Here is a 23,711-nt window from a genome sequence, read left to right on the forward strand (position 1 = left end):
AAGAACCCTTTTTGATTGGTTTATGATTGTATCTTCATTTGTCTTCATTGCTCAAGTTGTTGACTTTTTAAAGAAAACCGTCTCTTTTCCAGCCGATCAATATGCTTAATTTGCGAGTCATGAATAACTATTTCCACCGATCCGCATTTGATTTCTTTCACTGACAGTACAATACACTCAATCCATTGCTCATCGATTTGTTTTTCTACCATGTGAGGCCTCCTATTTTCATTTTTAATATCTCAGCTAATGTAGTCGATTATTATAATAAAAGGCTCCAAGAAGCCTATATTCACAAGAATAATAGATTTCAAGGAGCCTTCAATCGTCTGATCAGCAGCCTTTTATATGCAGTTTTCATATCTGAGTAAACGAATTAGCCTTTTTATGGAGAGGGACGTTTAGGACATTTAAGAAGCGAAACATAACTATACTGCACAATAAAAACCTCCCATTATATTTCTTTCGTCCACATACATTCCTTACGTGGCTGACACTGTCTATGATTTTAAACAAACAAAAAGGCTCTCAACATTAAATTCGGTTGAGAGCCTTCGGTTTTCCGATCAGCTACTATCTTTTTACTATGAAAGACCAAGGGAGAGGTTCCTATACAGACTCTTTCTCTGGTTTTATTAAATTCATTTCAACGACTGGATAACTTGCTCCGAACACTAATCAGCAACGGTACCTCTTCAATAACCAAGTAACTCTATATGTTTTGTTAGATTAATAAGATTATAGCGTATCCTTTCTAATCTGTCTAGACGCATTTTTAAAATAAAGGAGTGAATTACAATTAACCCGTATAATTACAACTAATTACCTATATTTGTTAACATAAAGAATCCTCTCAACAACGCTCGGCGCTTGGGGATGCCTTCGCTCAGTTTGTATAGCGAATCATTTGTTTAACATATGTTACTTAGCCAAAGTAAACCCGTAAGTGACTACTTATTTTTGTGATAAAACACTAGATACCCTATGTACAGGTGCTTTTGAATCGCTTTGGACTAAACGACTACTCTACAATTATCGGGATGTTTGACTGCTTACTCCTTCTTTATAGCATTTCTTTTCGAATGGAAAACAGTGTCACTTTCTTTCTGTTAGCATAAAACTCTCCTTCACACATGACTGTGGATAAAGTTATTAACATCACTCAGACCGAATTATCTGTATTTATTAACATTTCAAACAAGTTACTCACAGGATATCCACCGCTTTTGTTGATAAGTTTGATTATTCTATACTTATTATTTAATTCAACTACACCTTGCTAGTTTCTCCCAATCTATCTATCATAGAGATAGAAACTAGAATAAAGGGGCATACTTAAGATTGAAGAAATTTATACTGTTTTTCCTACTATTACTTGTAGCATTTCCAACTTTCACAGAAGCAACTGAAGCATCAACTGTCAAATCGATAAAAATTACCGAAACCACTCCTGTTTTCGATGACTACCAGAAGGTCGCTGTATTCCTAAAAGGTACTTCACACACCGTGGTAAATGAATCGAACCTTTTTTATCATACGTTCATTGGAAACGATCAAGTTAAACTCTCGAAAAAGAAAGCTGTAATTATTAAGGATCCACCGAATAACTGGAAAGCTGCACATCCAGTTCGAGCCAAGACTTCAAAGCCTGTACAAATCTTGGATCGCCCAGCAGTTAAAGCGAATAGCATTGGACACATCCAACCGAATATGACGATTAATGTACAAAGATTAAAGGGTAATTATTATCCCGTCTTAATAGGTGGTAAAACTGGGTATATACATAAGAACGAGCTGCTCATCGAACCTGGTATCCCTGTCTTGATGTATCACGATCTTGTGCGTAGTAAAACCGACCAAAATGCATCAACATTAGAAATTGCTAAGTTTAAAGAGCAGATGGACTATTTGAAGGCAAACAACTGGACGACAATCACTCCACAACAGTTAGAATCTTGGGTTGCTAAAAAGGGGACACTTCCAAAGAAGTCAGTTCTAATCACATTCGATGACGGCTACAAATCGACAATTGACTTAGCCTATCCTATTTTGAAAAGTCACGGATTCCAAGCTACTTCTTTCCTGATTACAAGTCGTATCGATCGAATTAGCACGGTTTCAGAACAAGATATCATTCAGACTCAGGATGTCTATTCCTATCAAAACCACACACATTTATTCCATATGTTCAATTCATTCACCAACCTAAGCCTGTTACAATATGAATCGGAACTAGCAATCTTTGAAGACATCCAAACAGCAAATGAAACCATCGAACAAATTATTGGCGGGGACTATCAAGTCATGGCCCACGCATACCCGTATGGAAAACGCAGTTTGGCGGCAATTTACGCCTTACAATCCGCCGGTATAACGAGTGCGTATACAATTGATGAGGGCAATGTCTTCCAGGGAGATTCCCTCTTCGATCTAAAACGTCAGCGCATTCACTCCAACATGAACTTGAAGCAATTTGCGGATAAATTGCAAGGAAGATAAAAATTCTCTGCTAGATGACAGCCATCCGGGACTCTGTTCTTATAATCAAAAAAGATGAAACCTTTCCCAACTCACGGGAAGGTTTCATCTTTTATTTCTTATATTCCGGAAGTTTACTTATACGCCAACCTGATTTCCTCACGTATTCGTACGTAACTTCGAACGTATCAAATTCGCCTGTATAGCCTACGGGTACCCTCACTTCGAATACGCTTTTATTCTTTTTCGATTTCACCAATTTTGCTGTCGCCTCACTCCACTGAAGAAGCGATTCACCGTCAACCTCTACCTGCGCCAACCTCCTTTGTTGTTTAATAAAATTTTGGTCCTTCATAAATTGTTTGGCAACTTTTTTTGTTACTGACTTCTCTAATTCGACCCTCATTTCCTTCTTCGTATCCAAGTGGCTAGCCATGTAGCGATATGTCTTACCTTTATAGTTGAACCTCATATATTCCCCTTCTATATAAACCCCACCTGCTTGCACAAGACTCGCCGTCGCCGCCCAACTTGCAGCAATCTCCACCGCTTTCTCCGAATGAACTTCACTTTCTTCCACCTCGGCAACAGCCGATTGCTGGCAAGCAGTACATAACAACAGCAATAGCGACAAGCTAAATAGCCACAACTTTTTCAATTCCATGCCACCTCTCATATATTTATAACTTTCAAGTCGTATGTATATTGAACAAATAAAAGTCTATATAATCTTAGGTGGGAGGCATCCCCTAGCACCGTAACGAATTCAACCTACATATGTTGAACAAATGAATACGGCGCATGCGCTTTACAAGGGCTTTTAGGAGGCCTTTGAAAAAGTCCCAATACTTAGAACTAATTAGAATTCCCGCCAATACCGCTTGGCCGCTTTGTGGATGCCTCCCGCGATAAGCCAGAAAGAAGATCGCTTTCAGTCTTATCGCTCCGGCTACCACGAAGTCGCGCCTTCGCTGGATGGTCTATGTGAGGAAGAGCATTTCATTAGCTGTGAAGAAATCTGCAACCTGGAGTGCGTCTTTCCTAAATATAGTTAGTATCACATAATAATCATCTTACAATCTCGTCATTTACATCTCAAATTCACATTTCTCACGATAATGAACAACCTAGCGTAGGTGCGGCAAAGGGGTCGCCGAAGCTGTAAGACTGGATGCGAAGCGCTAATCCAGGCTTATGGCGAAAGGCATCCCAAAGCGCCAAGCGTTCTACAATCCACAACGAATTACAATTCTCTCCTTATTAAGCGCTACCGTAGATTCAATGGGATTCTTTAATTCAGCATATATATAGCTGTAAGTCCTACCAATTATGTATATGCGAGTAAAGGGAGTGATACGTATTGAATTTAAGAAAAGCGCTGGAGTCTAGACAATGAAAAAAACGCAATACGCTTTGAAGTCTGCGCATTGCGTTTTACTTTTCAGTGTTGTTAAATCACATGAAAGTTTCTCCACTGTCGTAATTAAATTGCCAAATAATCCCGAACTTGTCCGTTAATTGGCCGTAGGATTTGCTCCAGGGTGTCTCTTGGAGTTCCATAACTACTTTGCCGCCTTCTTTCAGTTTACTAAATGCAGATGTAATCTCTTCTAAATCCTTACTAACGATTGCGAGGCTAATGTTGTTGCCTTCAATAAATGGCATTCCAGGAAATACATCTGAAAACATAACATTGCTTCCGCTAATATTCAGACGGGAGTGCATAACAAGATCTTTCGCTTCTTCTGGAAGTGGATATTCCGGATTAGGCGGCATTTCTCCGAATGTCATTATTTTCGGGTTTTCTATTCCAAATACCTCTGCATAAAAATTCACCACTTCACGACAATTCCCGTTAAAATTAAGATAAACATCAACAGCCATTACCATCACTCCTTCGATTTTTAACTAATCTTTATTGTTAAGTGTCTTGTCCCAATAGTGTAACACTTCTTTTGTTTCGGTGTCATGCGAGGTACTTTCACGCGGTCAAATCGTAAACCGCTCCGACAACTTGATTACCGAATAGTGTCACTATATATGTTTACCAAATGAATACGGCGTATGCGCTTTACAAGGGCTTTTGGGCGGCCGCTGAAAAAATCCCGATACTTGGAACGAATTAGGATTCCCACTAATACCGCTTCGACGCTTTGTGGTTGCCTCCCGTGATAAGCCAGAAAGAAGATCGCTTTCAGTCTTATCGCTCCGGCTACCACGAAGTCGCACTTTCGCTGGATGGTCTATGTGAGAAAGAGCATTTCACTATCTACGATGAAATCTGCAACCTGGAGTGTGTCTTTCTTGAATATAATTAGCAGCAAAAAATAATCACCTAATAATCTCGGTATATACATCTCAAAATTACATTTCTCTCGATAATGAACACCCTAGCGCAGGCGCGGCAAAGGCATACCCAAAGCGCCAAGCGTTCTACAATCAACACCCCGAATTAATACTCTCACCTTATTAAGCGCTACAGTAGATTCAATGGGATTCTTTAATTCAACATATATGGTTTTTTCTTTTTTTAGTAAAGAAGTGTCACTTTCCATAAGACATCACATGAATTAGATGCATAACCTTTACTAATAGTAAGCAAGGAACGCATTATACAACTTGCAAGAGTGCCCGAAATTGCATCTTCGGGCACTTACACACTACATAGAATGTCATCTATTTTTTCTTCCAAAACTACTGCATTTTTCACTTGAATAGTTAGCCGAAAATAGTTCAGTGAAAATCAAGGTCATCAAGCCCTTCTCACCAGAATTTTATGCAAATAAATGTTTAATCAACAGACCGGAATGAAACATTAAAAAGCAGCATCCCCGAACCTATAACTAGTTCGGAGATGCTACTTTTTATCCGTTCATCATTCACAGTTTGCCTACCATCCACCCATTCAACACATCAACAATTAAAGAACCTTCTAAAAGAAAAAGGTAGATCGAAAAAGCAATTCCAAAAATGACAATATAGGCGAGGACGCAGTACAGCGGATCAATCCCCTCTTCTGCTTTGGTCAGTAATTTTATTAGAATATACAGCGGTATGATAAAAAATGCAAATAGGAGTGCAAACGATAGAAGAAAGTTACTGTAGGTGTACGCTTTTAATAGGAGCAAAATAAAGGATATCAATACGAGGAATGTGGATGGGATAAGATGCGTTCCGTAAATGCCAGCGATACTTTTGAATGAGTGTTCAGAACCGAGAAACTTAATCGTTAGGAACAATGATGCGATAATAATTGCTGTGCTGATAAACACAAATAATAAAGAACTACCAATCACTGAGGTAAATGACAGTTCGTGCGAAGCTCCAAGAAATGACGATGCAACACGTTTCATGGAGGTAAATAAAAATAAGCCAATAATAAATGCCATAGTTACTATATTTATTATGCCATTCAAAAACTCCTTTTCACCTTGTTTAAGCGCCAGAGAAGGTTGCCTCAAATAGTTCAAGAAATAGTTCCAGTACATTTTAGATGCATTTTTAACCTTTTCGATGTATTCATTTGATTGTTGGTTATATCTTGCAGATGACCGATTTCTTGTTTGCTCCCCTTCAATCAGAATGTCGCCCAAAACCACGCCACAAACCGCACAGAATTTACCTTCACTTTGTTCATGTCCGCAATTTATGCAGTGCAATCCATGCCCTCCCATTCTTAGTCATTAATAAAATTCACTTTTCACTAATTACCACACAGCAACTTGATTATTCTACTCTATTCCTTCAACCCGTACTTATATTCTTAAAAACCTATTTTTAATGCAATTACCGAAATAACTTAAAGGGATTCGCCTAATCAGGACAGATAGAATGCATATTACTCAAATATTCATGTTTATTCTGTTTGTTTTAGAATAGACATAATAACTATTTCACACCGAAATTCATCAGAAATCCAAAAAAATGTTTCGACAAAATCTGCGTTTTTAACATCTGTGGATAAAGTTGCTAACGTTATACCCACCACTCCCTATGTATCCGTAGCCATTACAAACATATTAACCACAGCTTATCCACCACCAACTGTGGATAAAGGAACAGTTGTTCTTAATCCAAATCTTTGGTAGATTAAGAGTACAACCTTGTTACATATCATCTTATGCATACACATTTCAATATAGTACACATAATCTATAATCTATACGATTGGAGGTGGAACCCCAGATGAGTAAATTACCTGATGACTTGTTGATTGAATCCTATTTCAAGGCAAAAGACATCAAACTATGCCCTCACTTTATTCAATTGTTAGAAGCGGAAATTCGTCGACGCTCTTTACACTATGAAGTTCAACTTTCTTCTTGATTTTACAAATTTCTTAAAATGGATTTCATATTCCAAGAAAAAAAGCACCAGGTTTCACCCAACTTTATATTTCTTAAAGTCGACGAAAACCCGGTGCTTATTTATTTAACCGATACCTCTAAGTATACACCTTGTTTCATCGGTTTATTTTGCGTATTTTTATAAAGCGGATGAATCACAAGTACATATCTACTTCCCGCTATCAATGGTTTATTCGGAACGACAGTAACTGTAGTTGCATTCACAGCCTTTATAGAAGCCCCGATCTCTTGTCCTCCCAATTGGATAAGTTGAACCGTTTTTTTATCGATGTTTTTCCAATTCATTGTTGTATTCATTTCAACCGTAAACTTCTTGCTGACGGGGACATTCACAAGTTCAGGAAGCTGTTTGTATCCCTTAAGCTTTTTAAGTAACTGATCATGATGGGACACTTCGAGCTCAGCCTCTTTTTTGGTTATGACATCCGGCTTAACACCCACTTTATCCACTGATTGCCCGCCCGGCGAATAAAATCTTGCAGTCGTCATTTTCAACACACTGCCATCATCAAATCCATACATCGCTTGCATCGTACCTTTACCGTAGCTCGTTTGACCGTATAAAGTAGCCGTCTTTTGCTCTTTCACTGTCGCAGAGACCATTTCCGAAGCACTCGCACTGTATTCATTAATCAAAACATGCGTTGGTCCGTTAAACTTTCTTGGTTGAATAGTCGACGGATAAGTCATCGGCTTACTGTTCTTTTCCCTTAATTGAAACGCGTTTACTGTATTTGGAAAGAACCCCGCAATGTCCTGTGCAGCTGTTATGTAACCGCCGCCGTTGTTACGCAAATCAACAATCCATCCATCTGCTCCGCTTAAAGATTGAATTGCTTTGTTCATTTCTCTCGAGGATTCCATCGCAAAACTGTTCAGTCGAATATAGGCAATATTGCCGCCAAGCATTTCATATTCAACATTCGGCAGCGTAATCTCTTCCCGCGTAATTTTTTTGGTGATAGGGTCTCGTTGGCCAATCCGGTTAATCGTTACCGTAACCACTGTTTTTTCTTCTCCGCTAATTAACGATATCGCAGTCTGAATTGACTTCCCTACGATGCTTTTCCCATTTACATGTGTAATCACATCACCCGGTTGTATTTCCGCTCTCGCTGCAGGCCCTTCCGGAATAACCGAAATGACTTTAACACCTTTCAAATCCTCTTCTAGCACAACACCAATTCCAACTATCCGCTGCTCAATCCCATTTACGAATCCTTGGTACTCCTTCGCACTCATATAGACGGAATGGGGATCGAGATGCTTTGTAATCTCCTTAACTGTGCCCTTAGACAACACCGATTCCGGCACGTCATCGACATAGAAATCACGCACCAATTGCCGGATTTCATCAAGCGGTTCTGCTGACGCGGAAGTTACCTGTGGAAGTAATACGAATAGCATGGCAAATAACAACACAAATGATTTCAGGCTTATCTTCACGCTGATTAATCCCTCCTATTAATTTCAACTTTCTTCTATTATACGCTTTTCATTGATAGGCTCCAAGTTAGATTAAAAGTATTCGAATCATTTTGTAATCATCCATATAATGAAGTGAAATGTTTATTTATCTTAGTGGCTGACACCACCAATGTCCTGTATAGTTGAATGCACAACAACCCAATAAATGGAGGTACCAATATGCAAAAGTGGATACCACGAACAGCCATCCTGCTTCTCGCAATCATTATAACGGGATGCAGCCCCGACAAAGATCAGAATCCCAGTGGCAAAACTGATCCAGTAGAAAATCCGACACCTACTAACGAAACCGTCTCCGAAAGCCCTTGGAATGGAGAATGGTTTTTCCTAAGTGACAACATACTTGGCACGCTGCACATTACGGAGAACGATGAATCTGAATTCGACTACAAATTAAGCGGCTTACAGCCAACTACTGAAGACTCTTCTCCGAAGTCACTTACCTTTGAAGGGAACGGAACAATTGATGGCCATCAAGCCGAAGCTACTTGCGAGGCTACCGCAAACTGCAAAATGATCATCAAGATGGACGGCTCAGCGCTCCAGCTCACCATCAATGAAGAAATTACTGACGGATCTCAGTTAATACTCAGCGGTGAATACAAAAAATCTACTTCAATAGAAGAAACGCCTATGTTTCGTATGAAAAATGACCAATTCCTAATCTACGGCGTTCTACAAGGCGACAAACCGTCGGCAGTGAAAGCAAAGCTTGGCAATCCAGAATCTGAAGGCCCTGATGAAATGATACAAAATTACTGGATTCAACAATACCCTGCGAAAGAATTACTCGTCACGTATTACGACGATTGGGTAGAAACAATTTCTTTCACAACAACAAAAGAGGCTCTTGAGGCGGAAATTGCAGAGCACTTTGAAGGCGAACGATATCGCAATAAAGACGGTACCGACTATTTACTAGTACCGCAAAATCAAGATCTTTTACTATATCGTCCAAACGAAGAGGACCCCTCCACAATCAATGTTCTCGTTACAGTAGCTGACGAAAACTTTTATTATAGTTTGGAGCACGGTGAAATTTCCGTGGTGGAGTAAACAACAAAAAAGTCAGCCAACTTTGAGAGTTGGCTGACTTTTTTTCATTTCAATTGATTGGATTTATTCCCTAAATTCGAGATCCACGATGACAATTGATTTTTTCAATTAAGATACTAATTTCCTTCTTCGCCAAGACTTCGATACATACTAAATCTACCTAGATGCAATGGTATTCATTCTTATTGAATACAACAATGTTTTCAAATTCATTTCTAATTCGTGTGATTGCGAGGCATTATTATTGAATCTTTTCTTGTTTTTTCAATTTAACTGAAGACATATCGAAGCAACTTGCCCGACTATCGGGTGTCCCATATATCGGAGCGGATATTGTGGAAACATAATTCGTCGCAATCTATGATGTATTGCTTACATTGAAGATGAAGTAATTTTCAAAAACAAACGCCGGTGCCTGTGCATGAAATTAGTTTCCGCCATCTTTCTAATGATGTCTAATCGCCTGATCTGAGGATATAACTTTCCCCCCCATTAGAATGCACCAATACTTGGTATACAAATAAGGAGCTGTTTGTCACACAGCCCCTTGTTTATCATTTCAAATATTATATTAACGATATCCAGCTAATGATGGTAAGAATGATGAAAACCATGGGAAATAGGTTACCAGCATAAGAACAACAAAAATAGCTCCATAAAACTTTAATAGATGTGGCATAACTTTTTCCAGTTTCCTATCGGCCACTTTAATACCGGCAAAAAGAATATTCCCTACTGGCGGGGTAATCGTTCCAATACAGAGATTAAACGTAAGCATAATTCCAAAATGTAAAGGTGTCATTCCTAATGCCAAGCAAACAGGAAGTAAAATAGGTGTGAAAATTAAAATCGCAGGTGTAAGATCCAAAAATGTACCTACAAATAGTAATAAAAGATTTATCGCCAACAAGATAATGATAGGATTATCAGAAATCCCCAATATGACATCAGCCATCATGTTAGGTATTCCAGTAAACGACATGACCCAGCCCATAATATTAGAAGCGCCGATTAAGAACATAATAATCGCTGACAACTTCGCGCTATCAACTAGAATTGTATATAATTCTTTAATTTTTAACGTTTTATAAAAAATAGTGGATAAAAGCAAGGTGTAGACAACTGCGAATGCTGCACTTTCTGTAGCAGTGAATATACCACCAACAATCCCACCAATAACAATAATAATCAAAAACAGGCTTGGTATTGCATCTAGTGTAACTCTAATAAATTCCTTAAATGATATTGGTTTTGTATCGATATATCCTTTCTTCTTTGTATAAAAATAAGCCACAACCATACAACTTAAACCCCATAATATACCTGGAAGTATGCCTCCAAGAAAAAGAGCTGCAACTGAAGTTCCACCACTCACCAACGCGTAGGTTATTAAAGCAGTACTGGGTGGAATTAACAGTCCAGTAGGTGCGGTTGCGATGTTAATTGCTGCTGTAAAATCCTCATCATAGCCCTTCTCTTTTTGAATGGGACTCATAATTGTTCCCATTGCAGATACAGCCGCTGTTCCCGAGCCAGATACTGATCCAAATAGCATATTAGCTACTACATTGGTATGAGCTAATGAGCCCGGAATCCTCCCTGTCATTGCAGTTGCTAGATTGATTAAACGAAGGGCAATGCCTCCCTTATTCATTATATTTCCCGCCAGAATAAAGAATGGTATTGCTAATAGTGTAAAGATATTAATCCCCTGAAACATTTTTAATGCAGAGGAAGGAACCGCTGCCGAAAAACCCAACGATTGCGTAATAGCTAATATTGATGCAACAATCAATGTGATGCCAATTGGAATACCTAATAGTAGTAAAACAACAATCGTCACAAGGATCAATAAAGCTGCTGATACCGCTACGCTCATTGTAATTCCTCCTTTTCGCGATCGTTAAATTTCTGGATAGATTGAATGATATTTAATAAATTGTAGATTATTATCAAAATACCACTGAGTGGAAGAATTGCATAAACAAAGTCCATAGTAATATTTAAAGTAGGTGAAGTCTGCAGTGCACCTACTCCGACAAAATCTTTTCCTCCAACTAAAAAGACAATTACTGCAATCGCTATAATTAGCAATTCAGTGAAAATTGATAAGATAAGCCCACCTGCTCCTTTAAACTTATCTGAAAGTAGGGACAGTCTCATATGATCTTTTTGACCAAAAACGAGTGCAGCGCCTAACAAGGAAACCCAAACAAATGAATAACTCAGCATATCTTCTGACATTGTACTCGGAGCTTTGAAGACGTACCGCGTAATTACCTGGTACGTCGCAAGTACAGTCATAAAAGCTAATAATAGTGCACATATCGCTGCTAGAGCTTTATCCATAACACTTCTTATTTTCTCCATTATCATCCACTCCTTTCATTTAGTTCTGGATTTTTTGGACTATGTCATACAGGGTTTGCAATTCCGGGTTTCCATTCAATAATTCTTCTTTTACCGGCTTTTGTAGTTCTTCAAATGGTTCTTTATCCACTGTAATAAACTCTACTCCCATCTGTGTTGCCTCCTCGATCGCTTCTGAAATGAGATTGTCCCATTCCCCATTTGCAACCTCGGTACTCAATTTGAAAGCATTTTGAAAAACTTCTTCTTCTTCATCCGTCAATGAATCCATAAATATTGTACTTGCCACAAACATATCTGTAAAAATCTGATGTTCTGTCCGAGAATAGTATTTTGCAACCTCTCCATGTTTCATATTAACAAGTGCCATCTCAGGATTGGTTCCAGCATCAATTACCTTATTTTGTAATGCAGTATAGACTTCACCGTATGCCAAAACAACTGCTGCTGCATCAAAGCCTTGTACCATCTTTACGTTCGCCTCACTTGACTGCACACGAACCTTCAAGCCTTTCAGGTCTTTCGGTGTTTCAATTTTCTTCGATGAATAGAAATTATTAACACCATTAGCAAACCAAGTGACTCCCTGAATTCCCTTATCAGCTGTAGACTCGTAAATCTTGTCTATAAATTCTTCTTCGTCCATAACTTTGCGAAAACTTGTTTCATCTTTAAATAAATAAGGTAAACTGAAAATCTTATATTCATCAGCAAATGCTTCTAAATTGCTTCCACTTGTAACAACCATGTCCAAGGATCCCATCTGTAGTAATTCAAGCGCCTCTGAATTTCCACCAATTACACCATTGGTAAAGATTTTTATTTCAATTCTGTCGCCCAGTTTTTCCTCTACATACTCTTTAAATGCATTCAAACCTAGAACGATGGAATGGTTTTCCGGCTGAACTGTAGCTATGCTGATAATTCGTTTTCTGCCTATTTCTTCACCACTAACCGAAGAAGAACATCCAGCTACTACTAGCATCAAAAACAAGCATAGAATGACAGCTGTAAATTTTTTAATCTTTTTCATATAATCATCCTCCTATACAATATTTCGTTACCTCTCACTATTCTTCCTTTACAACAAGAGAGCTTAATAGATTAAATAAGAAGTAGTTGCTAAATGTTTCATCTTAGCCACACATTGTAAGCGCTTACTTTATATGACGGTTTATTATTCTGTGTAGACATTTTTGTGATTTAAGTGCTTTCACAAGTTACAAACCATATAGAAACCTCTTGGTACATAGAGTTGTTCTTTTCGCCATCAAACGGGAACAACTTATGATATCAAGAGGTTTTTTATTAATATTTCTTTGTGAATGATTTACCTAGTTATACTAGCAATTCGCCATCTTTCATAATGAAGCGATCGTCAATCTCGCAGGTCACGGTCTTAATTACCAAATCCAAATGCAATGGGGAGTTTACATGACCACCAAAGTTCAAATTCTTTCCAATACCAATATGGATATTTCCAAAAGAACCTTCATCCGGCGCCATATGCCCACAGAGGAAATTCTCTTTATTTAATCCGAGACCGAGTTCTGCAATATTATAAACTGTCGGATCATTGAAATCAGCTAAGAGTTTACGTAATATATCTGCTTCACGCCCACCCAATATTTCTGTAATAAACCCGTCCTTCACAATACATTTGACTGGCTCATCAATTAAGTTTAATAAAGGATGTGGAATACTTCCGTCAAATACTAATACACCATTAGCTGTCCCTTCAACCGGTCCCAACGCAACTTCTGCATTCGGAGGAAATGAAGCAGCTCCAGGCACAATTGCCGTTCCATGATCCAAAACAGGCTCACGTCCTTCTATACTACAAACCATATTGGTTCCACCAGGTGCAGTAAGTGTAAACGTTTTCCCTTTATAAAAAGGAGCCACACGATTAACTACCCTTGTAACCTCGTCAAAATCCGCCGTTAATCCTCCTGACTCAAACATATGAAGGGCATAATCCTGAAGTCCAATCCAGCGTAATCGTCCATTTTTACTTGCATCTAAACGGGCTTTTGAATGATATAGAGACATTGTGGTTGCACCAAACGCAACATCGCAATTATTTAATGCTGCTGTGACAGCTTCCGTAGGTTCAGCACCGTGCCCTTCCCTTGGCGTCATTACAATCATAGTTGTTTCAAAAAACATTTTAGCATATTTATATACGAACTCACCGATTTCTTTTTTATTATCATCAGTGATGACAAGTACCTTTTCTCCTTCTTTTAAATGTGTAATACTAGTAAACAATTGTCTGATACCCAATGGCACTTCTTTTAGCATTTCTTTCATAGCTCTTTTCTCCTTTTTATGTCAATTTTTAATTTACGACTTCATCATCTTACTTCAACAACAATTTCAACTTCTACAGGTGTTCCTCCTGGAAGTGAAGCTGTTCCCACAGAAACCCTACTGTGTTTCCCCGCTTCACCAAATACTTCATTCACCAAAGCAGACACTGCATCCATAACTTCCGGCTGCTCAATGAAATCTGCTGTACTTGCCACATAACCTTTTATATTGACAATTTTCTTAATACCATCAAGGCTTCCCATCATATTCCTTACTGTTGCTAAACAGTTTACGAAGGCAATCTTAGCTGCGTCTTGGGCCTCTTCAATAGCAATTGTGTCACCAACAATTCCTTGATACTTCAAAATGCCATCCACCTTCGCAGCATTTCCTGATACAAAAATCAAATTACCTGTTCTAACTCCGCCCTCAAATAACCGCTTATTTTGTTTGACTTGTTCAGGAAGTTTATATCCTTCGTTCTCTAATCTTTCATCATAACCCATAATTATTTCTCCCTTCCACCCAATAACAATAAGAATACTCCGAGTAATTTTCTTTCGAACCAATCTGCTTTCTGCTGTGATATTGCATTATTTTGAGTGCTGTACAGCATCGTAAGCCTCGTATCATACTAAGATATTCTTTTATTAATTCATCCGCGGGTTTCAACATTATCGTATCTTCCCTTCTTCATTTATAATACTACGAATTATCACATAACTACCAATACTTATTTCTACCTGAATACATAGCTTTTATCTATGGTTGTTGGTATAGTTTTAGAAATCATTCGAAAGTAAAGACAATAAAACTGACTTTTTCTTTCGTAAATGACAATTCATTTTTTCATCAATTTTAGAAGATGGAAAAATCGCAATAAACAGTTGATTGCTACCTAGCGAGGAATAAAACATTTTAGACTTAAAAACATGAGGAGGACTGATAGACATGAACTTTAATAATCTTTACTATTTTAAGATAATGGCAGAATTCCAGCATTATACACAAGCGGCCAAATTCCTTTGCATTACGCAGCCTAGTTTAAGTCGTGCCATGTCAATACTGGAAGAAGATTTAGGGGTTGCGCTGTTTGAAAAAGAGGGCCGCAATGTTCGTCTGACAAAGTATGGTAGATTGTTAAGCTCTTATGTTTCAAAGGGATTTCATGAAATTGAACTCGGTAATGATTTGCTACATCAATTTAAGAAAAAGGATTCTGGGATCATCGATTTTAGTTTCTTATTTGTACTGGGATATCATTTTGTACCTATACTAATTAAAAACTTTCTTGCCGATATAAATCACAAAAATATCACAATAAATTTCCATCAATGCGATACCGCGACCAGTATAAAAAAGATAAAAGACGGTTCCGTGGATCTTGGATTTTGCACCTATATGCCTAATGAACCCGATATAAATTTCACACCCGTTCTCAAGCAAAATTTGGTTTGTATCACATCGTTAAATCATCCATTGGCAAATCAAACTTCATTAACTATGGAAGAATTATTGCCTTACCCAATTATCAGTTATACTGAGTCAGCGGGAGAAATTCAAAGTTTCATCAATCGACTTTTTTCCGGTTGTTCTAAAAAACCTAATCATTTTTGTACTATGGCGGAAGAAATCACTATGGCTGGATTAGTTTCTACTAATCATAATAATTGTATTGCAATCGTACCCGATCTGGATGTTCTTGATAGTTTCTCCATTAAAAAGATTCCTATTGATCACCCTAATGCATTTAGAAATATTTATCTCGCTACTTCTAAAATTCATCCCACGTTACCATGCATAGAGGTTTTTTTCAATTTCATTCTCCAGTACGCAAATTTCTTAAATGAAAAACATGAAGATCTTTCACTCTGAAGGAAATTTAATGGGTAACTTTAAACCCATTCATTTGAATTTGGTATGAACATAAATAAACGTCAACTAATGCCCATCTAAACTTGCAGGCATTAGTTGACGTTTACTATTAGTATAATTACTTCTTTTCGTAATCCTTCAAAATTTTATTTCTCACATAGCTAAGATGCTTATACATTTGTGTAAAGGATTCAAAAGGATCTCTCCTTTTTAATGCTTCATAGATTGCGATATGATGCTCAATTGTAATTTCCGGTTCCCGATAGCTAATTAAGCTATCCGTTTTTTCATGTGTTACAAGCAGGGAATCAATCATTCCCTCAACCACAGGATTATCTGCACTTTGTGCAATAATCCTGTGGAACTCTTTATCTAAACGACCATAATCACCGTCCGCATTCTCTTGTATGGAATCAATGGTCTCCCTTAACCTTTCAAGTTGATCATCCGTTATTTTTTCAGCTGCAATCGTGACCAAACCCAATTCCAAGGCCATACGCGCTTCGATGATGGCAGGTACATTATTAATAGATAATGCAAGCATAACATTGAATGGATTACTGCCGACCTTGTTATTTATAAATGTACCTCCACGTGGTCTCCTCGTAATGATCTCCAATGTCTCCAATGAACTCAGTGCTTCGCGTAATACAGGTCGGCTTACATCAAACTGCTTCATTAATGACATTTCTGCCGGCAACTTATCCCCCGGTTTCAATTGTCCACTCATCAACAGGTGTACAATTTGTTCTAGCACCTGTTGTGACAATGTACTTCTACGGATAGTATCCATTTTATATTCCTGCATACCACCCCTCCTCTCAAAACTATCCTATTCTTTCTTCATGTTTTCATTATTACCACATTGGACTAAACTTCTCAATTCGGGAACCATGTTCTCATTATAGCCAAATGTTTTTGACTGGATCATTTCAGCGCATTCAGAAATTGCAGCATGCGAATCGACAAATAAATAATCCGCCTCATTAATAATTGTATCAGGAAATCCCTGCATAAATGACTTAAAGGAACCTGAAGCTGCGAAATGCTTTCCAGTTAAATCAATCTGCCCGTCAAAGGGGATTACAGGCTCCACGGAAGTCGTTGTTGTAATAATCAATTGAGCCTCTTTCAAAATTGTTTCGGGTTCAGCAACTTCAAATTGGACGGATGGAAATTCACCCTTGGCTTCCTCTAAAAAAGAATCTAGTCATTCCTTACTACGATTATACACTAAGCGCGCTGTATCGGCCGAACTACACAAGCGGTCTGCAAATGGCTAAACCCCTGATTGCATGTGCCAATGACGCCAATTGTATCAGTTTAATCGGAGGCCAAGTATTTCATACCTAAACCACTTACAGCGCCGGTTCGCATTGCTGTAATCGCTCTGGTATCCATAAGAACAAGTGGTTTCATCGTTTCTCTGTCACTTAATAGAAAAATCCCCCTCAATCTAGCTTCATTATCAGGGGTGATTTCAATTAGTTTTGTCCCATTATAGTTCTCATAAAATGAAGGCATTTACAAAGCCGAATTTTTACCGTCATTTATAAATAATCGCCCTGGGAGCAATGAACGTTCTTCCCCGTCCTGTATGTAATACGCTTAGATTGTTTCAATAATGCCGCTCACCGAAATGAGTTCCCTATTTTCTTGATCATTAATGTAATGCACGTTATCCCCTTCTCATCATTACTCGGGACCATACATCCACTTCAGCAAAAAATCAAACGACTAAAAAAAGGCATGTAAAAATGAGGAGTTAGCTTTTCATCGCATAACTCCTCTGCTTGGATCTTATTTAATAAATACAGTTTTAATAGAAGTAAAAAATTCAATTGCAGCTCTACCCTGTTCCCGGGAATGCGAACTGGATTGCTTCATACCACCGAACGGAGCTTGTAATTCAACGCCCGCACTTTCTGCATTGATCCGCACTAAGCCAGCATCCATTTCGTTAATGAAGGACAACATATTCCCTATGTTTGTTGTAAAAATAGAAGCACTTAGTCCATATTCCGAGTCATTTGCCATTTCCAGAGCTTCCTCCAGTGTATCCACTTTCAAGAGTGCAAGAACGGGACCGAAGATTTCTTCTCTGACAATCGTCAAATCGGGCGAAGTACTTTCAAAAACGGTAGGTTCCACGTAATATCCTTTATTTTCAAGTACTCGATTTCCACCGAATAACAATGTCGCCCCTTCTTCTTTTCCTTTTTCAATATAGGAAAGAACGGTATTCAACTGGCCTTCGCTGGCACAAGGTCCCATCCACGTACCTGATTCAAGACCGTTTCCGACAGTAATTTCCGCCACTTTTTCAAGCAACTTTTCTTTAAATCTATCGTATACCTCTTTTTGAACGATAACACGGCTTGTTGCTGTACATTTTTGGCCAGTAGATTTTAGTCCACCACTGATTGTAGCATCGACTGCCAAATCCAAATCCGCATCACTTGCAACAATAACTGGGTTTTTTCCACCCATCTCAAGTTGATATTTAATTCCCCTTGTAACAGCGCTATGGGCCAGTTGTTTACCGACTGTGTTCGACCCTGTAAACGTAATGGCATCGATTTCACGATGATTTACCATCTCTGTACCAATTTTAGCACCTGAGCCTGTCACCATGTTGATAACACCCGCCGGAAAACCTGCATCGTGCAGGCAGTTAATCACTTTAGCACATGTAATGGCCGTTTCACTTGCAGGTTTAATAACAACTGTATTCCCATAAATAAGTGCTGGGGCCATTTTCCAGAGTGGAATAGCGACCGGGAAATTCCACGGCGTAATAACTCCAACAACCCCTACAGGAACGCGTGTTGTAAACAAAAGTGCTTCGCTATCTGTTGAAGGGATGACGTCCCCGATCGACCGCATTCCCTCGCCAGCATAATATCGTAGGATAGCTACACCACGTGCAGTTTCTCCCTTCGCCTCAGCAAATGTTTTCCCCATTTCTCGGGTCATTGTAGCCGCAATGTCATCGATACGCTCCTCTAATATAGAAGCAGCTTTCAATAAATAATCTCCGCGAACACTTCCTGCTAGTTTACGCCAAGCTTTTTGCGCTATTCGAGCAGAGGTTGCCGCATTATTAAAATCATTGCTTGAGGATAGTTGATACGAACCGACCACTTCACCTTTTATTGCAGGATTTTTACTGACCTCCGTCTGACCTGTATCGGAAGCCACCCAGTCGCCATTAATATAATTTAAGAATGTCGTAGTTTTAGATTCAGTTGTTGTATTCATAAGTACCTCCTAGTTTATAGCCTTGGCATGAGTAGGGTATTTCGCCAATGCATTATTAATAATCGATTTTAACTCCTCATAATGCCCCTCTTCCACAGGGGCAATAGGCGCTCGGACATTTGTAGTGACAGGAAGGCCTACGATTTGCATCCCCGCTTTAATAAGTGAAACAGCATACCCTTTTTTCTGTTTCCGAATACGATGAATTGGAAAGATTACTTCTTCATACAATTCATGAACTACTTCGTCATTTCCTTTTAGCAGTGCATCATAATACTTCGCGGAAATGTGAGGGATATAGTTGGAAATAGCCGATGAATAAGAAGTGAATCCAAGGTTTACATACGACGCCATCGTCACTTCTGCTAACGGCATTCCATTGATCCACTCCAGGCGGTCACCAATCAAATGAGTGAGCTCAACATTTAGCTCCATATCACCTAATCCATCTTTATAGCCTACGAGCTGTGGTATTTCACATAGTTTTTGCAAAGTTTTAGGTTCTAAAACACAGTTATCACGTTGATAAACAATTGCATTCAAATTTGTACTTTCTATGATCTTACTCAAGTAATTATAGATTCCGTCTTGAGAAGGATCTATCAAATACGGAGGTAAGATCAGGTAACCTTCAGCCCCAAGTTCTTTAGATATTTGAGCTTGTTCAAGAGCATAAGTAATGTTCCCACCAACACCCGTATAGAGTGGTACTTTCCCCTTAGTCTTTTCTGCTGCAACTTCAACCATTGCTCTATATTCTTCATTGCTTATTGCATGTAATTCCCCTGCACCACACGCGACAAAAACCGATTTCAACCCATTATCAATTAAAAACTCAATGTTTTCACCTAACGCATGTAAATCCAATTTACCTTCTGCATCCATTGGAGCAACTGGGAACCCTAAAATTCCTTTTGGTGCTCTCCTACTAAATGTACTCATGTTAATTCCACCCCTCAAAATTGTATTTATTCTATATGTCATATTGTAAGACAATAATAATTATCTGTCAACTCTTTTAAAAATACGCTTGAAAAAAAGCTCCACATTCAAATTGTTATACCAAACGTATAAGTAGAATTCGGACTGAATTATGTAGTTTTACTATCATTAGTGATGCAGTGATTTTGGGCTAAGGTTGTTTCATGTACATCTGGCAGAGAATAGAATCCTGTTTCCTGTAATCCACCAATCTATAAATGCATTCCCAATGTATCGCGTGAATCATGCTCAGCAACACATTGTCGCATTGTAAAACATAAAATAAAGTGTGATTATGGAATTGATAACACCATATGTCTAGCATACGAAGCTGGCCAACTGGAACTGAATCTCATGGAACCTTTACTCGTTTTTAACCTACCGCAGTCCATTAACATCATGAATAATGGATTCCTGGTATTTACCGATTATTATGTTTTAGGAATAAAAGCAAATGAAACACTATGTTTAAAAGAGTGGGGGAGTTATTACAGCCATTACTTCTCATATTGGCTATGAAGCTGCTGCAAAATAGTACGTGAAGCTATTGTAGAGAATAAATTCATCTGTGAACTTTGTAATCAGTACGGGATTTTATCTGAAGAGGAACTAAACCTAATCTTAGATCTTGATTAAATGACCAACCCAGGAACTTCTGGAGGACTGTTATTGAAATAAATAAACAATCCCCCACTTTTCTAGACTGTGGGGGATTGTTTATTATCAATTATAACTACATTTTTTTTCAGAACTATATGTAATTTAAACGTGTGTCAGCGGACTGCTATCCCAAATAAGCGAAATCGCAACTGCCTATTCTGTCTGACGAAATTTCGGATAACCAATTAAAATGGCAACAACACCGCAAATTCCGATTAAGACAGGATAAAAAGAATAAGGGATAATACTAACCGGTGATATTGCTGCTAATCCAGCAGCCGCAAGCATTTGCCCTCCATAAGGCAAAATCCCCTGCCAGCTACTTGCGAACATATCAAGTAAACTAGCTGACTTCCTTGGGTCGATCTCATATTCATCCGCGATACTTTTTGCTAATGGCCCAGTAATAATAATCGATATCGTATTATTCGCGGTGGCGATATTAGCCATACTAACTAAACCAGCAATCCCAAACTCAGCCCCTTTTTTCGATTTAATTTTGCTCGTAATGACATATAAAAGATAATCAATACCGCCGTTATATTTGATAATCTCAACGACGCCACCGATTAAGATTGCAATGATTGCTAAATCCTCCATACTAATAATCCCTTCAGCAACTAGTTGTAAAAAACCACCGAAACTGTAAGACCCATCAATCATCCCGATAATTCCAGCAAATAGCGTTCCACCAAGCAAAACAACCAGCACATGTGCACCTAATAACGCCGCTACAAATACCGCGATATAAGGGAGTATTTTAAACAACTCATACTGATAGTCCCCACTCAAATCTGCTACATTACCGCGTGTGATTATACCTAGAATAAGCGCTGTAGCAATTGCCCCAGGCAAAACAATCAAGAAGTTTACTTTAAACTTGTCTTTCATTTTTATATTTTGTGTCCTAACCGCCGCAATTGTCGTGTCTGAAATCATCGACAAGTTATCACCAAACATTGCACCCCCGATTACCGTCGCCATCGCCATTGCAAGCGGGATACCCGTTTGACTCGCAATCCCTATTCCAATCGGAGCCAATGCAACAACGGTCCCCATTGACGTTCCCATTGAAATCGAAATAAAGCAGCCAATAACGAACAATCCAACCATCAACAAATTCGTTGGTAATAGGGATAAGCCAAGGTTAACAGTGGATTCGACCGCTCCCATTCCGCTAGCAACTGCAGAAAATGCACCCGCTAAAATAAAGATGACAGCCATTAATATAATATTCGGATGGCCAGCGCCCTTAGTAAATGTCTCCACTTTACTGGACAACTTTTCTTTTCTATTCATCATCAAAGCGATAGCGGCTGCGATTAGTATCGCTACATTCAATGGCATATTTGAAAAGTCTTTTGTGAAAATCCCCGTGCCGATAAATAGCAACACAAAAACAAGTAATGGAAAAAGCGCAAAGGGATTTCCCTTTTTCACTTTAAGTTTTGTCATAAATATTCCTCCTAGTAGTCTGTCGAAATCCCAGAACTTACTGAAAACATAGTATTTCTATATGAATTACAATAACTAATCGTATCCTGCTTTCTTACTGCTGTCAACAGGGCTATTTATAATTATCAGAATTAACGTATAAATTAGTTTACATAGCTAGTTAAAGTGTGATAGGTTAGATGACAAACCTGAGAGGATGATTAAAATGGCAGTAGTGGAAAGCTTTTTATTAGATCACACGATAGTAAAAGCCCCTTATGTACGCTTGGCGGGTACGGAACAACACGAGAAAGGCAGTACTCTTCAAAAATATGATTTGCGATTTTTACAACCCAACCAGGACGCAATGCCAACTTCAGCTGTTCATACGCTAGAACATTTACTTGCGACGTATTTACGCGACGAACTGACAGGGATTGTCGACGTTTCACCAATGGGATGTAGAACAGGATTTTACATGATTATTTGGAATGAACATGAGCCTAAAGAAGTTGCCGCCGCTTTAACAACAGTGCTCGAAAAAGTAGTAACAACCGAACACATTCCCGCCGTTTCTGCACTTGAATGTGGCAATTATAAAGATCATTCGCTATTTGCAGCACAAGAGTATGCAAAGTTAGTGCTTGAAGCGGGACTAAGTGACGATCCGTTCCGCGATTAAGCATATTAAATTACTTACAATTATGATTGTCATTCTATAATTTAGCACCTGAAAACAACAGTAGAGGTCGCCCAAACGTTGAATTTGGGGCAACCTCTTTTTTGTTTGCAATCTTGATTTCTTGTACTATATGAGTTGTAGGCTAATGTTCTGCCAACTAATTTGGTGAGCAGTGAGTTTGTTGGAGATTTTTATAGTTTCGTTGGACACTCCAATGATTTGATTGCACACACCACTGACTTCGTTGCACACTTCACTTGTTTGGTTGGTTGGACACTCAGATGATTTGGTTGGACACTCCGCCGACTTTGTTGGACACTTCTCATAGTTGGTTGGACACTTCGCCGTTCGTTGCACACTTCACTTGTTTTGTTGGACATTCCAATGATTTGGTTGCACACTCCACCGACTTCGTTGCACACTTCTCATAGTTGGTTGGACACTTCGCCGTTCGTTGCATGCTTCACTTGTTTTGTTGGATACTCAAATGATTTGGTTGGACACTTCGCCGACTTTGTTGCACACTTCCCTTGTTTCGTTGCACACTCCGGTGATTTGGTTGCACACTCTTACCGACTTCGTTGGACACCCAGATAATCTACTTAAACACTCCACTGATTTCCTCTCACAATCCAAAAACGTCAAACAAAAAAGATCTGCCTCCTGCTTAGGAGGGCACTGAAAAACTTACGTTATTAATTTCATAACTATCTTTTCAACAGAAATAGGCAACTTCCTGTTCGATT

21 protein-coding genes and 1 pseudogene are annotated in these 23,711 nt (G+C 38.7%); 6 read left to right on the forward strand and 16 right to left on the reverse strand.

What is annotated here, in order from left to right:
• Nucleotides 1-44: 44 nt before the first annotated feature.
• Nucleotides 45-212, reverse strand: coding sequence for a YezD family protein (locus ACGLYD_RS15090; RefSeq protein ID WP_082786694.1), 168 nt, complete (start codon nucleotides 210-212; stop codon nucleotides 45-47).
• Nucleotides 213-1,341: 1,129 nt separating this feature from the next.
• Here ACGLYD_RS15090 and ACGLYD_RS15095 point away from each other — a divergent pair.
• A complete protein-coding gene (locus ACGLYD_RS15095) occupies nucleotides 1,342-2,499 on the forward strand; it encodes a polysaccharide deacetylase family protein (RefSeq protein WP_338655336.1) in 1,158 nt (385 codons plus the stop codon).
• A 91-nt stretch (nucleotides 2,500-2,590) separates the two neighbouring features.
• On the opposite strand, the gene ACGLYD_RS15100 is transcribed toward ACGLYD_RS15095, so the two are convergent.
• From ACGLYD_RS15100 to ACGLYD_RS15110, 3 genes are all read right to left on the reverse strand, one after another.
• A complete protein-coding gene (locus ACGLYD_RS15100) occupies nucleotides 2,591-3,136 on the reverse strand; it encodes a DL-endopeptidase inhibitor IseA family protein (protein ID WP_338655335.1) in 546 nt (181 codons plus the stop codon).
• Nucleotides 3,137-3,933: 797 nt separating this feature from the next.
• Nucleotides 3,934-4,362 (reverse strand): VOC family protein, encoded by a 429-nt coding sequence (locus ACGLYD_RS15105; protein WP_338655333.1) that lies wholly within the window; start codon nucleotides 4,360-4,362, stop codon nucleotides 3,934-3,936.
• 995 nt (nucleotides 4,363-5,357) lie between these two features.
• Entirely contained in the window at nucleotides 5,358-6,137 is a 780-nt protein-coding gene (locus ACGLYD_RS15110; protein WP_340767120.1) for a hypothetical protein, read from the reverse strand.
• Nucleotides 6,138-6,663: 526 nt separating this feature from the next.
• Between ACGLYD_RS15110 and ACGLYD_RS15115 the strand changes: the two genes are divergently transcribed.
• Nucleotides 6,664-6,804, forward strand: coding sequence for a sporulation histidine kinase inhibitor Sda (locus tag ACGLYD_RS15115; RefSeq protein ID WP_067212419.1), 141 nt, complete (start codon nucleotides 6,664-6,666; stop codon nucleotides 6,802-6,804).
• 101 nt (nucleotides 6,805-6,905) lie between these two features.
• On the opposite strand, the gene ACGLYD_RS15120 is transcribed toward ACGLYD_RS15115, so the two are convergent.
• A complete protein-coding gene (locus ACGLYD_RS15120) occupies nucleotides 6,906-8,291 on the reverse strand; it encodes a S41 family peptidase (RefSeq protein WP_399628875.1) in 1,386 nt (461 codons plus the stop codon).
• 201 nt (nucleotides 8,292-8,492) lie between these two features.
• Between ACGLYD_RS15120 and ACGLYD_RS15125 the strand changes: the two genes are divergently transcribed.
• Nucleotides 8,493-9,389: a hypothetical protein gene (locus ACGLYD_RS15125; protein WP_399628878.1), complete on the forward strand. Its 897-nt coding sequence runs from the start codon at nucleotides 8,493-8,495 to the stop codon at nucleotides 9,387-9,389.
• Between the two features lie 571 nt (nucleotides 9,390-9,960).
• On the opposite strand, the gene ACGLYD_RS15130 is transcribed toward ACGLYD_RS15125, so the two are convergent.
• The 5 genes from ACGLYD_RS15130 to ACGLYD_RS15150 all read right to left on the reverse strand — a co-directional run bounded on the left by ACGLYD_RS15130 (nucleotide 9,961) and on the right by ACGLYD_RS15150 (nucleotide 14,578).
• Complete coding sequence (locus tag ACGLYD_RS15130; protein ID WP_340792175.1) at nucleotides 9,961-11,268, reverse strand: TRAP transporter large permease; 1,308 nt, start codon at nucleotides 11,266-11,268, stop codon at nucleotides 9,961-9,963.
• Entirely contained in the window at nucleotides 11,265-11,759 is a 495-nt protein-coding gene (locus ACGLYD_RS15135; protein ID WP_187045731.1) for a TRAP transporter small permease, read from the reverse strand. Before ACGLYD_RS15135 ends, ACGLYD_RS15130 begins: the two co-directional genes overlap by 4 nt.
• A 19-nt stretch (nucleotides 11,760-11,778) precedes the next feature.
• Entirely contained in the window at nucleotides 11,779-12,792 is a 1,014-nt protein-coding gene (locus ACGLYD_RS15140; protein WP_187045732.1) for a TRAP transporter substrate-binding protein, read from the reverse strand.
• Between the two features lie 305 nt (nucleotides 12,793-13,097).
• The gene (locus ACGLYD_RS15145) at nucleotides 13,098-14,072 is read right to left on the reverse strand and encodes an aminopeptidase (protein WP_187045733.1); all 975 of its coding nucleotides are present in this window, start codon (nucleotides 14,070-14,072) and stop codon (nucleotides 13,098-13,100) included.
• Nucleotides 14,073-14,116: 44 nt separating this feature from the next.
• A complete protein-coding gene (locus ACGLYD_RS15150; protein WP_399628883.1) occupies nucleotides 14,117-14,578 on the reverse strand; it encodes a RidA family protein in 462 nt (153 codons plus the stop codon).
• 445 nt (nucleotides 14,579-15,023) lie between these two features.
• Here ACGLYD_RS15150 and ACGLYD_RS15155 point away from each other — a divergent pair, with 445 nt between their 5' ends.
• Nucleotides 15,024-15,947, forward strand: coding sequence for a LysR family transcriptional regulator (locus ACGLYD_RS15155; RefSeq protein WP_399628886.1), 924 nt, complete (start codon nucleotides 15,024-15,026; stop codon nucleotides 15,945-15,947).
• 118 nt (nucleotides 15,948-16,065) lie between these two features.
• Here ACGLYD_RS15155 and ACGLYD_RS15160 read toward each other — a convergent pair whose 3' ends face one another.
• The 5 genes from ACGLYD_RS15160 to kdgD form a co-directional block, all read right to left on the reverse strand.
• Nucleotides 16,066-16,755, reverse strand: a complete 690-nt coding sequence (locus tag ACGLYD_RS15160; protein WP_187045736.1) for a FadR/GntR family transcriptional regulator — start codon at nucleotides 16,753-16,755, stop codon at nucleotides 16,066-16,068.
• 24 nt (nucleotides 16,756-16,779) lie between these two features.
• Nucleotides 16,780-17,067: a hypothetical protein gene (locus tag ACGLYD_RS15165; RefSeq protein ID WP_399628889.1), complete on the reverse strand. Its 288-nt coding sequence runs from the start codon at nucleotides 17,065-17,067 to the stop codon at nucleotides 16,780-16,782.
• Nucleotides 17,068-17,270: 203 nt separating this feature from the next.
• Entirely contained in the window at nucleotides 17,271-17,471 is a 201-nt protein-coding gene (locus tag ACGLYD_RS15170; RefSeq protein WP_399628891.1) for a hypothetical protein, read from the reverse strand.
• A gap of 276 nt (nucleotides 17,472-17,747) precedes the next feature.
• Complete coding sequence (gucD, locus tag ACGLYD_RS15175) at nucleotides 17,748-19,208, reverse strand: alpha-ketoglutaric semialdehyde dehydrogenase GucD (RefSeq protein ID WP_399628894.1); 1,461 nt, start codon at nucleotides 19,206-19,208, stop codon at nucleotides 17,748-17,750.
• 9 nt (nucleotides 19,209-19,217) lie between these two features.
• On the reverse strand, nucleotides 19,218-20,150 hold the full coding sequence (gene kdgD / locus ACGLYD_RS15180; protein WP_187045740.1) for a 5-dehydro-4-deoxyglucarate dehydratase: 933 nt from the start codon (nucleotides 20,148-20,150) through the stop codon (nucleotides 19,218-19,220).
• Between the two features lie 336 nt (nucleotides 20,151-20,486).
• Between kdgD and aspA the strand changes: the two are divergent.
• Nucleotides 20,487-20,825, forward strand: a pseudogene (aspA, locus tag ACGLYD_RS15185) (aspartate ammonia-lyase); the annotation flags it as partial.
• 177 nt (nucleotides 20,826-21,002) lie between these two features.
• Here the strand turns inward: aspA and ACGLYD_RS15190 are convergent.
• Nucleotides 21,003-22,304 (reverse strand): Na+/H+ antiporter NhaC family protein, encoded by a 1,302-nt coding sequence (locus tag ACGLYD_RS15190; RefSeq protein ID WP_399628897.1) that lies wholly within the window; start codon nucleotides 22,302-22,304, stop codon nucleotides 21,003-21,005.
• Nucleotides 22,305-22,509: 205 nt separating this feature from the next.
• Between ACGLYD_RS15190 and ACGLYD_RS15195 the strand changes: the two genes are divergently transcribed.
• The gene (locus tag ACGLYD_RS15195) at nucleotides 22,510-22,965 is read left to right on the forward strand and encodes an S-ribosylhomocysteine lyase (protein ID WP_067212432.1); all 456 of its coding nucleotides are present in this window, start codon (nucleotides 22,510-22,512) and stop codon (nucleotides 22,963-22,965) included.
• Nucleotides 22,966-23,711 lie beyond the last annotated feature (746 nt).

Origin of the sequence: Sporosarcina sp. SG10008 (genome assembly GCF_044569405.1) — a bacterium.
GTDB lineage: Bacteria > Bacillota > Bacilli > Bacillales_A > Planococcaceae > Sporosarcina > Sporosarcina psychrophila.

Excerpts from the sequence above, each read along its gene's own strand:
- ACGLYD_RS15145 (WP_187045733.1), bottom strand. The coding sequence starts at position 14,072 with ATGAAAGAAATGCTAAAAGAAGTGCCATTGGGTATCAGACAATTGTTT.
- ACGLYD_RS15190 (WP_399628897.1), bottom strand. The coding sequence starts at position 22,304 with ATGACAAAACTTAAAGTGAAAAAGGGAAATCCCTTTGCGCTTTTTCCA.
- ACGLYD_RS15150 (WP_399628883.1), bottom strand. The coding sequence starts at position 14,578 with ATGGGTTATGATGAAAGATTAGAGAACGAAGGATATAAACTTCCTGAA.
- ACGLYD_RS15160 (WP_187045736.1), bottom strand. The coding sequence starts at position 16,755 with ATGCAGGAATATAAAATGGATACTATCCGTAGAAGTACATTGTCACAA.
- ACGLYD_RS15195 (WP_067212432.1), top strand. The coding sequence starts at position 22,510 with ATGGCAGTAGTGGAAAGCTTTTTATTAGATCACACGATAGTAAAAGCC.
- ACGLYD_RS15135 (WP_187045731.1), bottom strand. The coding sequence starts at position 11,759 with ATGGAGAAAATAAGAAGTGTTATGGATAAAGCTCTAGCAGCGATATGT.
- ACGLYD_RS15090 (WP_082786694.1), bottom strand. The coding sequence starts at position 212 with ATGGTAGAAAAACAAATCGATGAGCAATGGATTGAGTGTATTGTACTG.
- gucD (WP_399628894.1), bottom strand. The coding sequence starts at position 19,208 with ATGAATACAACAACTGAATCTAAAACTACGACATTCTTAAATTATATT.
- ACGLYD_RS15170 (WP_399628891.1), bottom strand. The coding sequence starts at position 17,471 with ATGCCTTCATTTTATGAGAACTATAATGGGACAAAACTAATTGAAATC.
- kdgD (WP_187045740.1), bottom strand. The coding sequence starts at position 20,150 with ATGAGTACATTTAGTAGGAGAGCACCAAAAGGAATTTTAGGGTTCCCA.
- ACGLYD_RS15130 (WP_340792175.1), bottom strand. The coding sequence starts at position 11,268 with ATGAGCGTAGCGGTATCAGCAGCTTTATTGATCCTTGTGACGATTGTT.
- ACGLYD_RS15115 (WP_067212419.1), top strand. The coding sequence starts at position 6,664 with ATGAGTAAATTACCTGATGACTTGTTGATTGAATCCTATTTCAAGGCA.
- ACGLYD_RS15125 (WP_399628878.1), top strand. The coding sequence starts at position 8,493 with ATGCAAAAGTGGATACCACGAACAGCCATCCTGCTTCTCGCAATCATT.
- ACGLYD_RS15140 (WP_187045732.1), bottom strand. The coding sequence starts at position 12,792 with ATGAAAAAGATTAAAAAATTTACAGCTGTCATTCTATGCTTGTTTTTG.
- ACGLYD_RS15105 (WP_338655333.1), bottom strand. The coding sequence starts at position 4,362 with ATGGCTGTTGATGTTTATCTTAATTTTAACGGGAATTGTCGTGAAGTG.
- ACGLYD_RS15155 (WP_399628886.1), top strand. The coding sequence starts at position 15,024 with ATGAACTTTAATAATCTTTACTATTTTAAGATAATGGCAGAATTCCAG.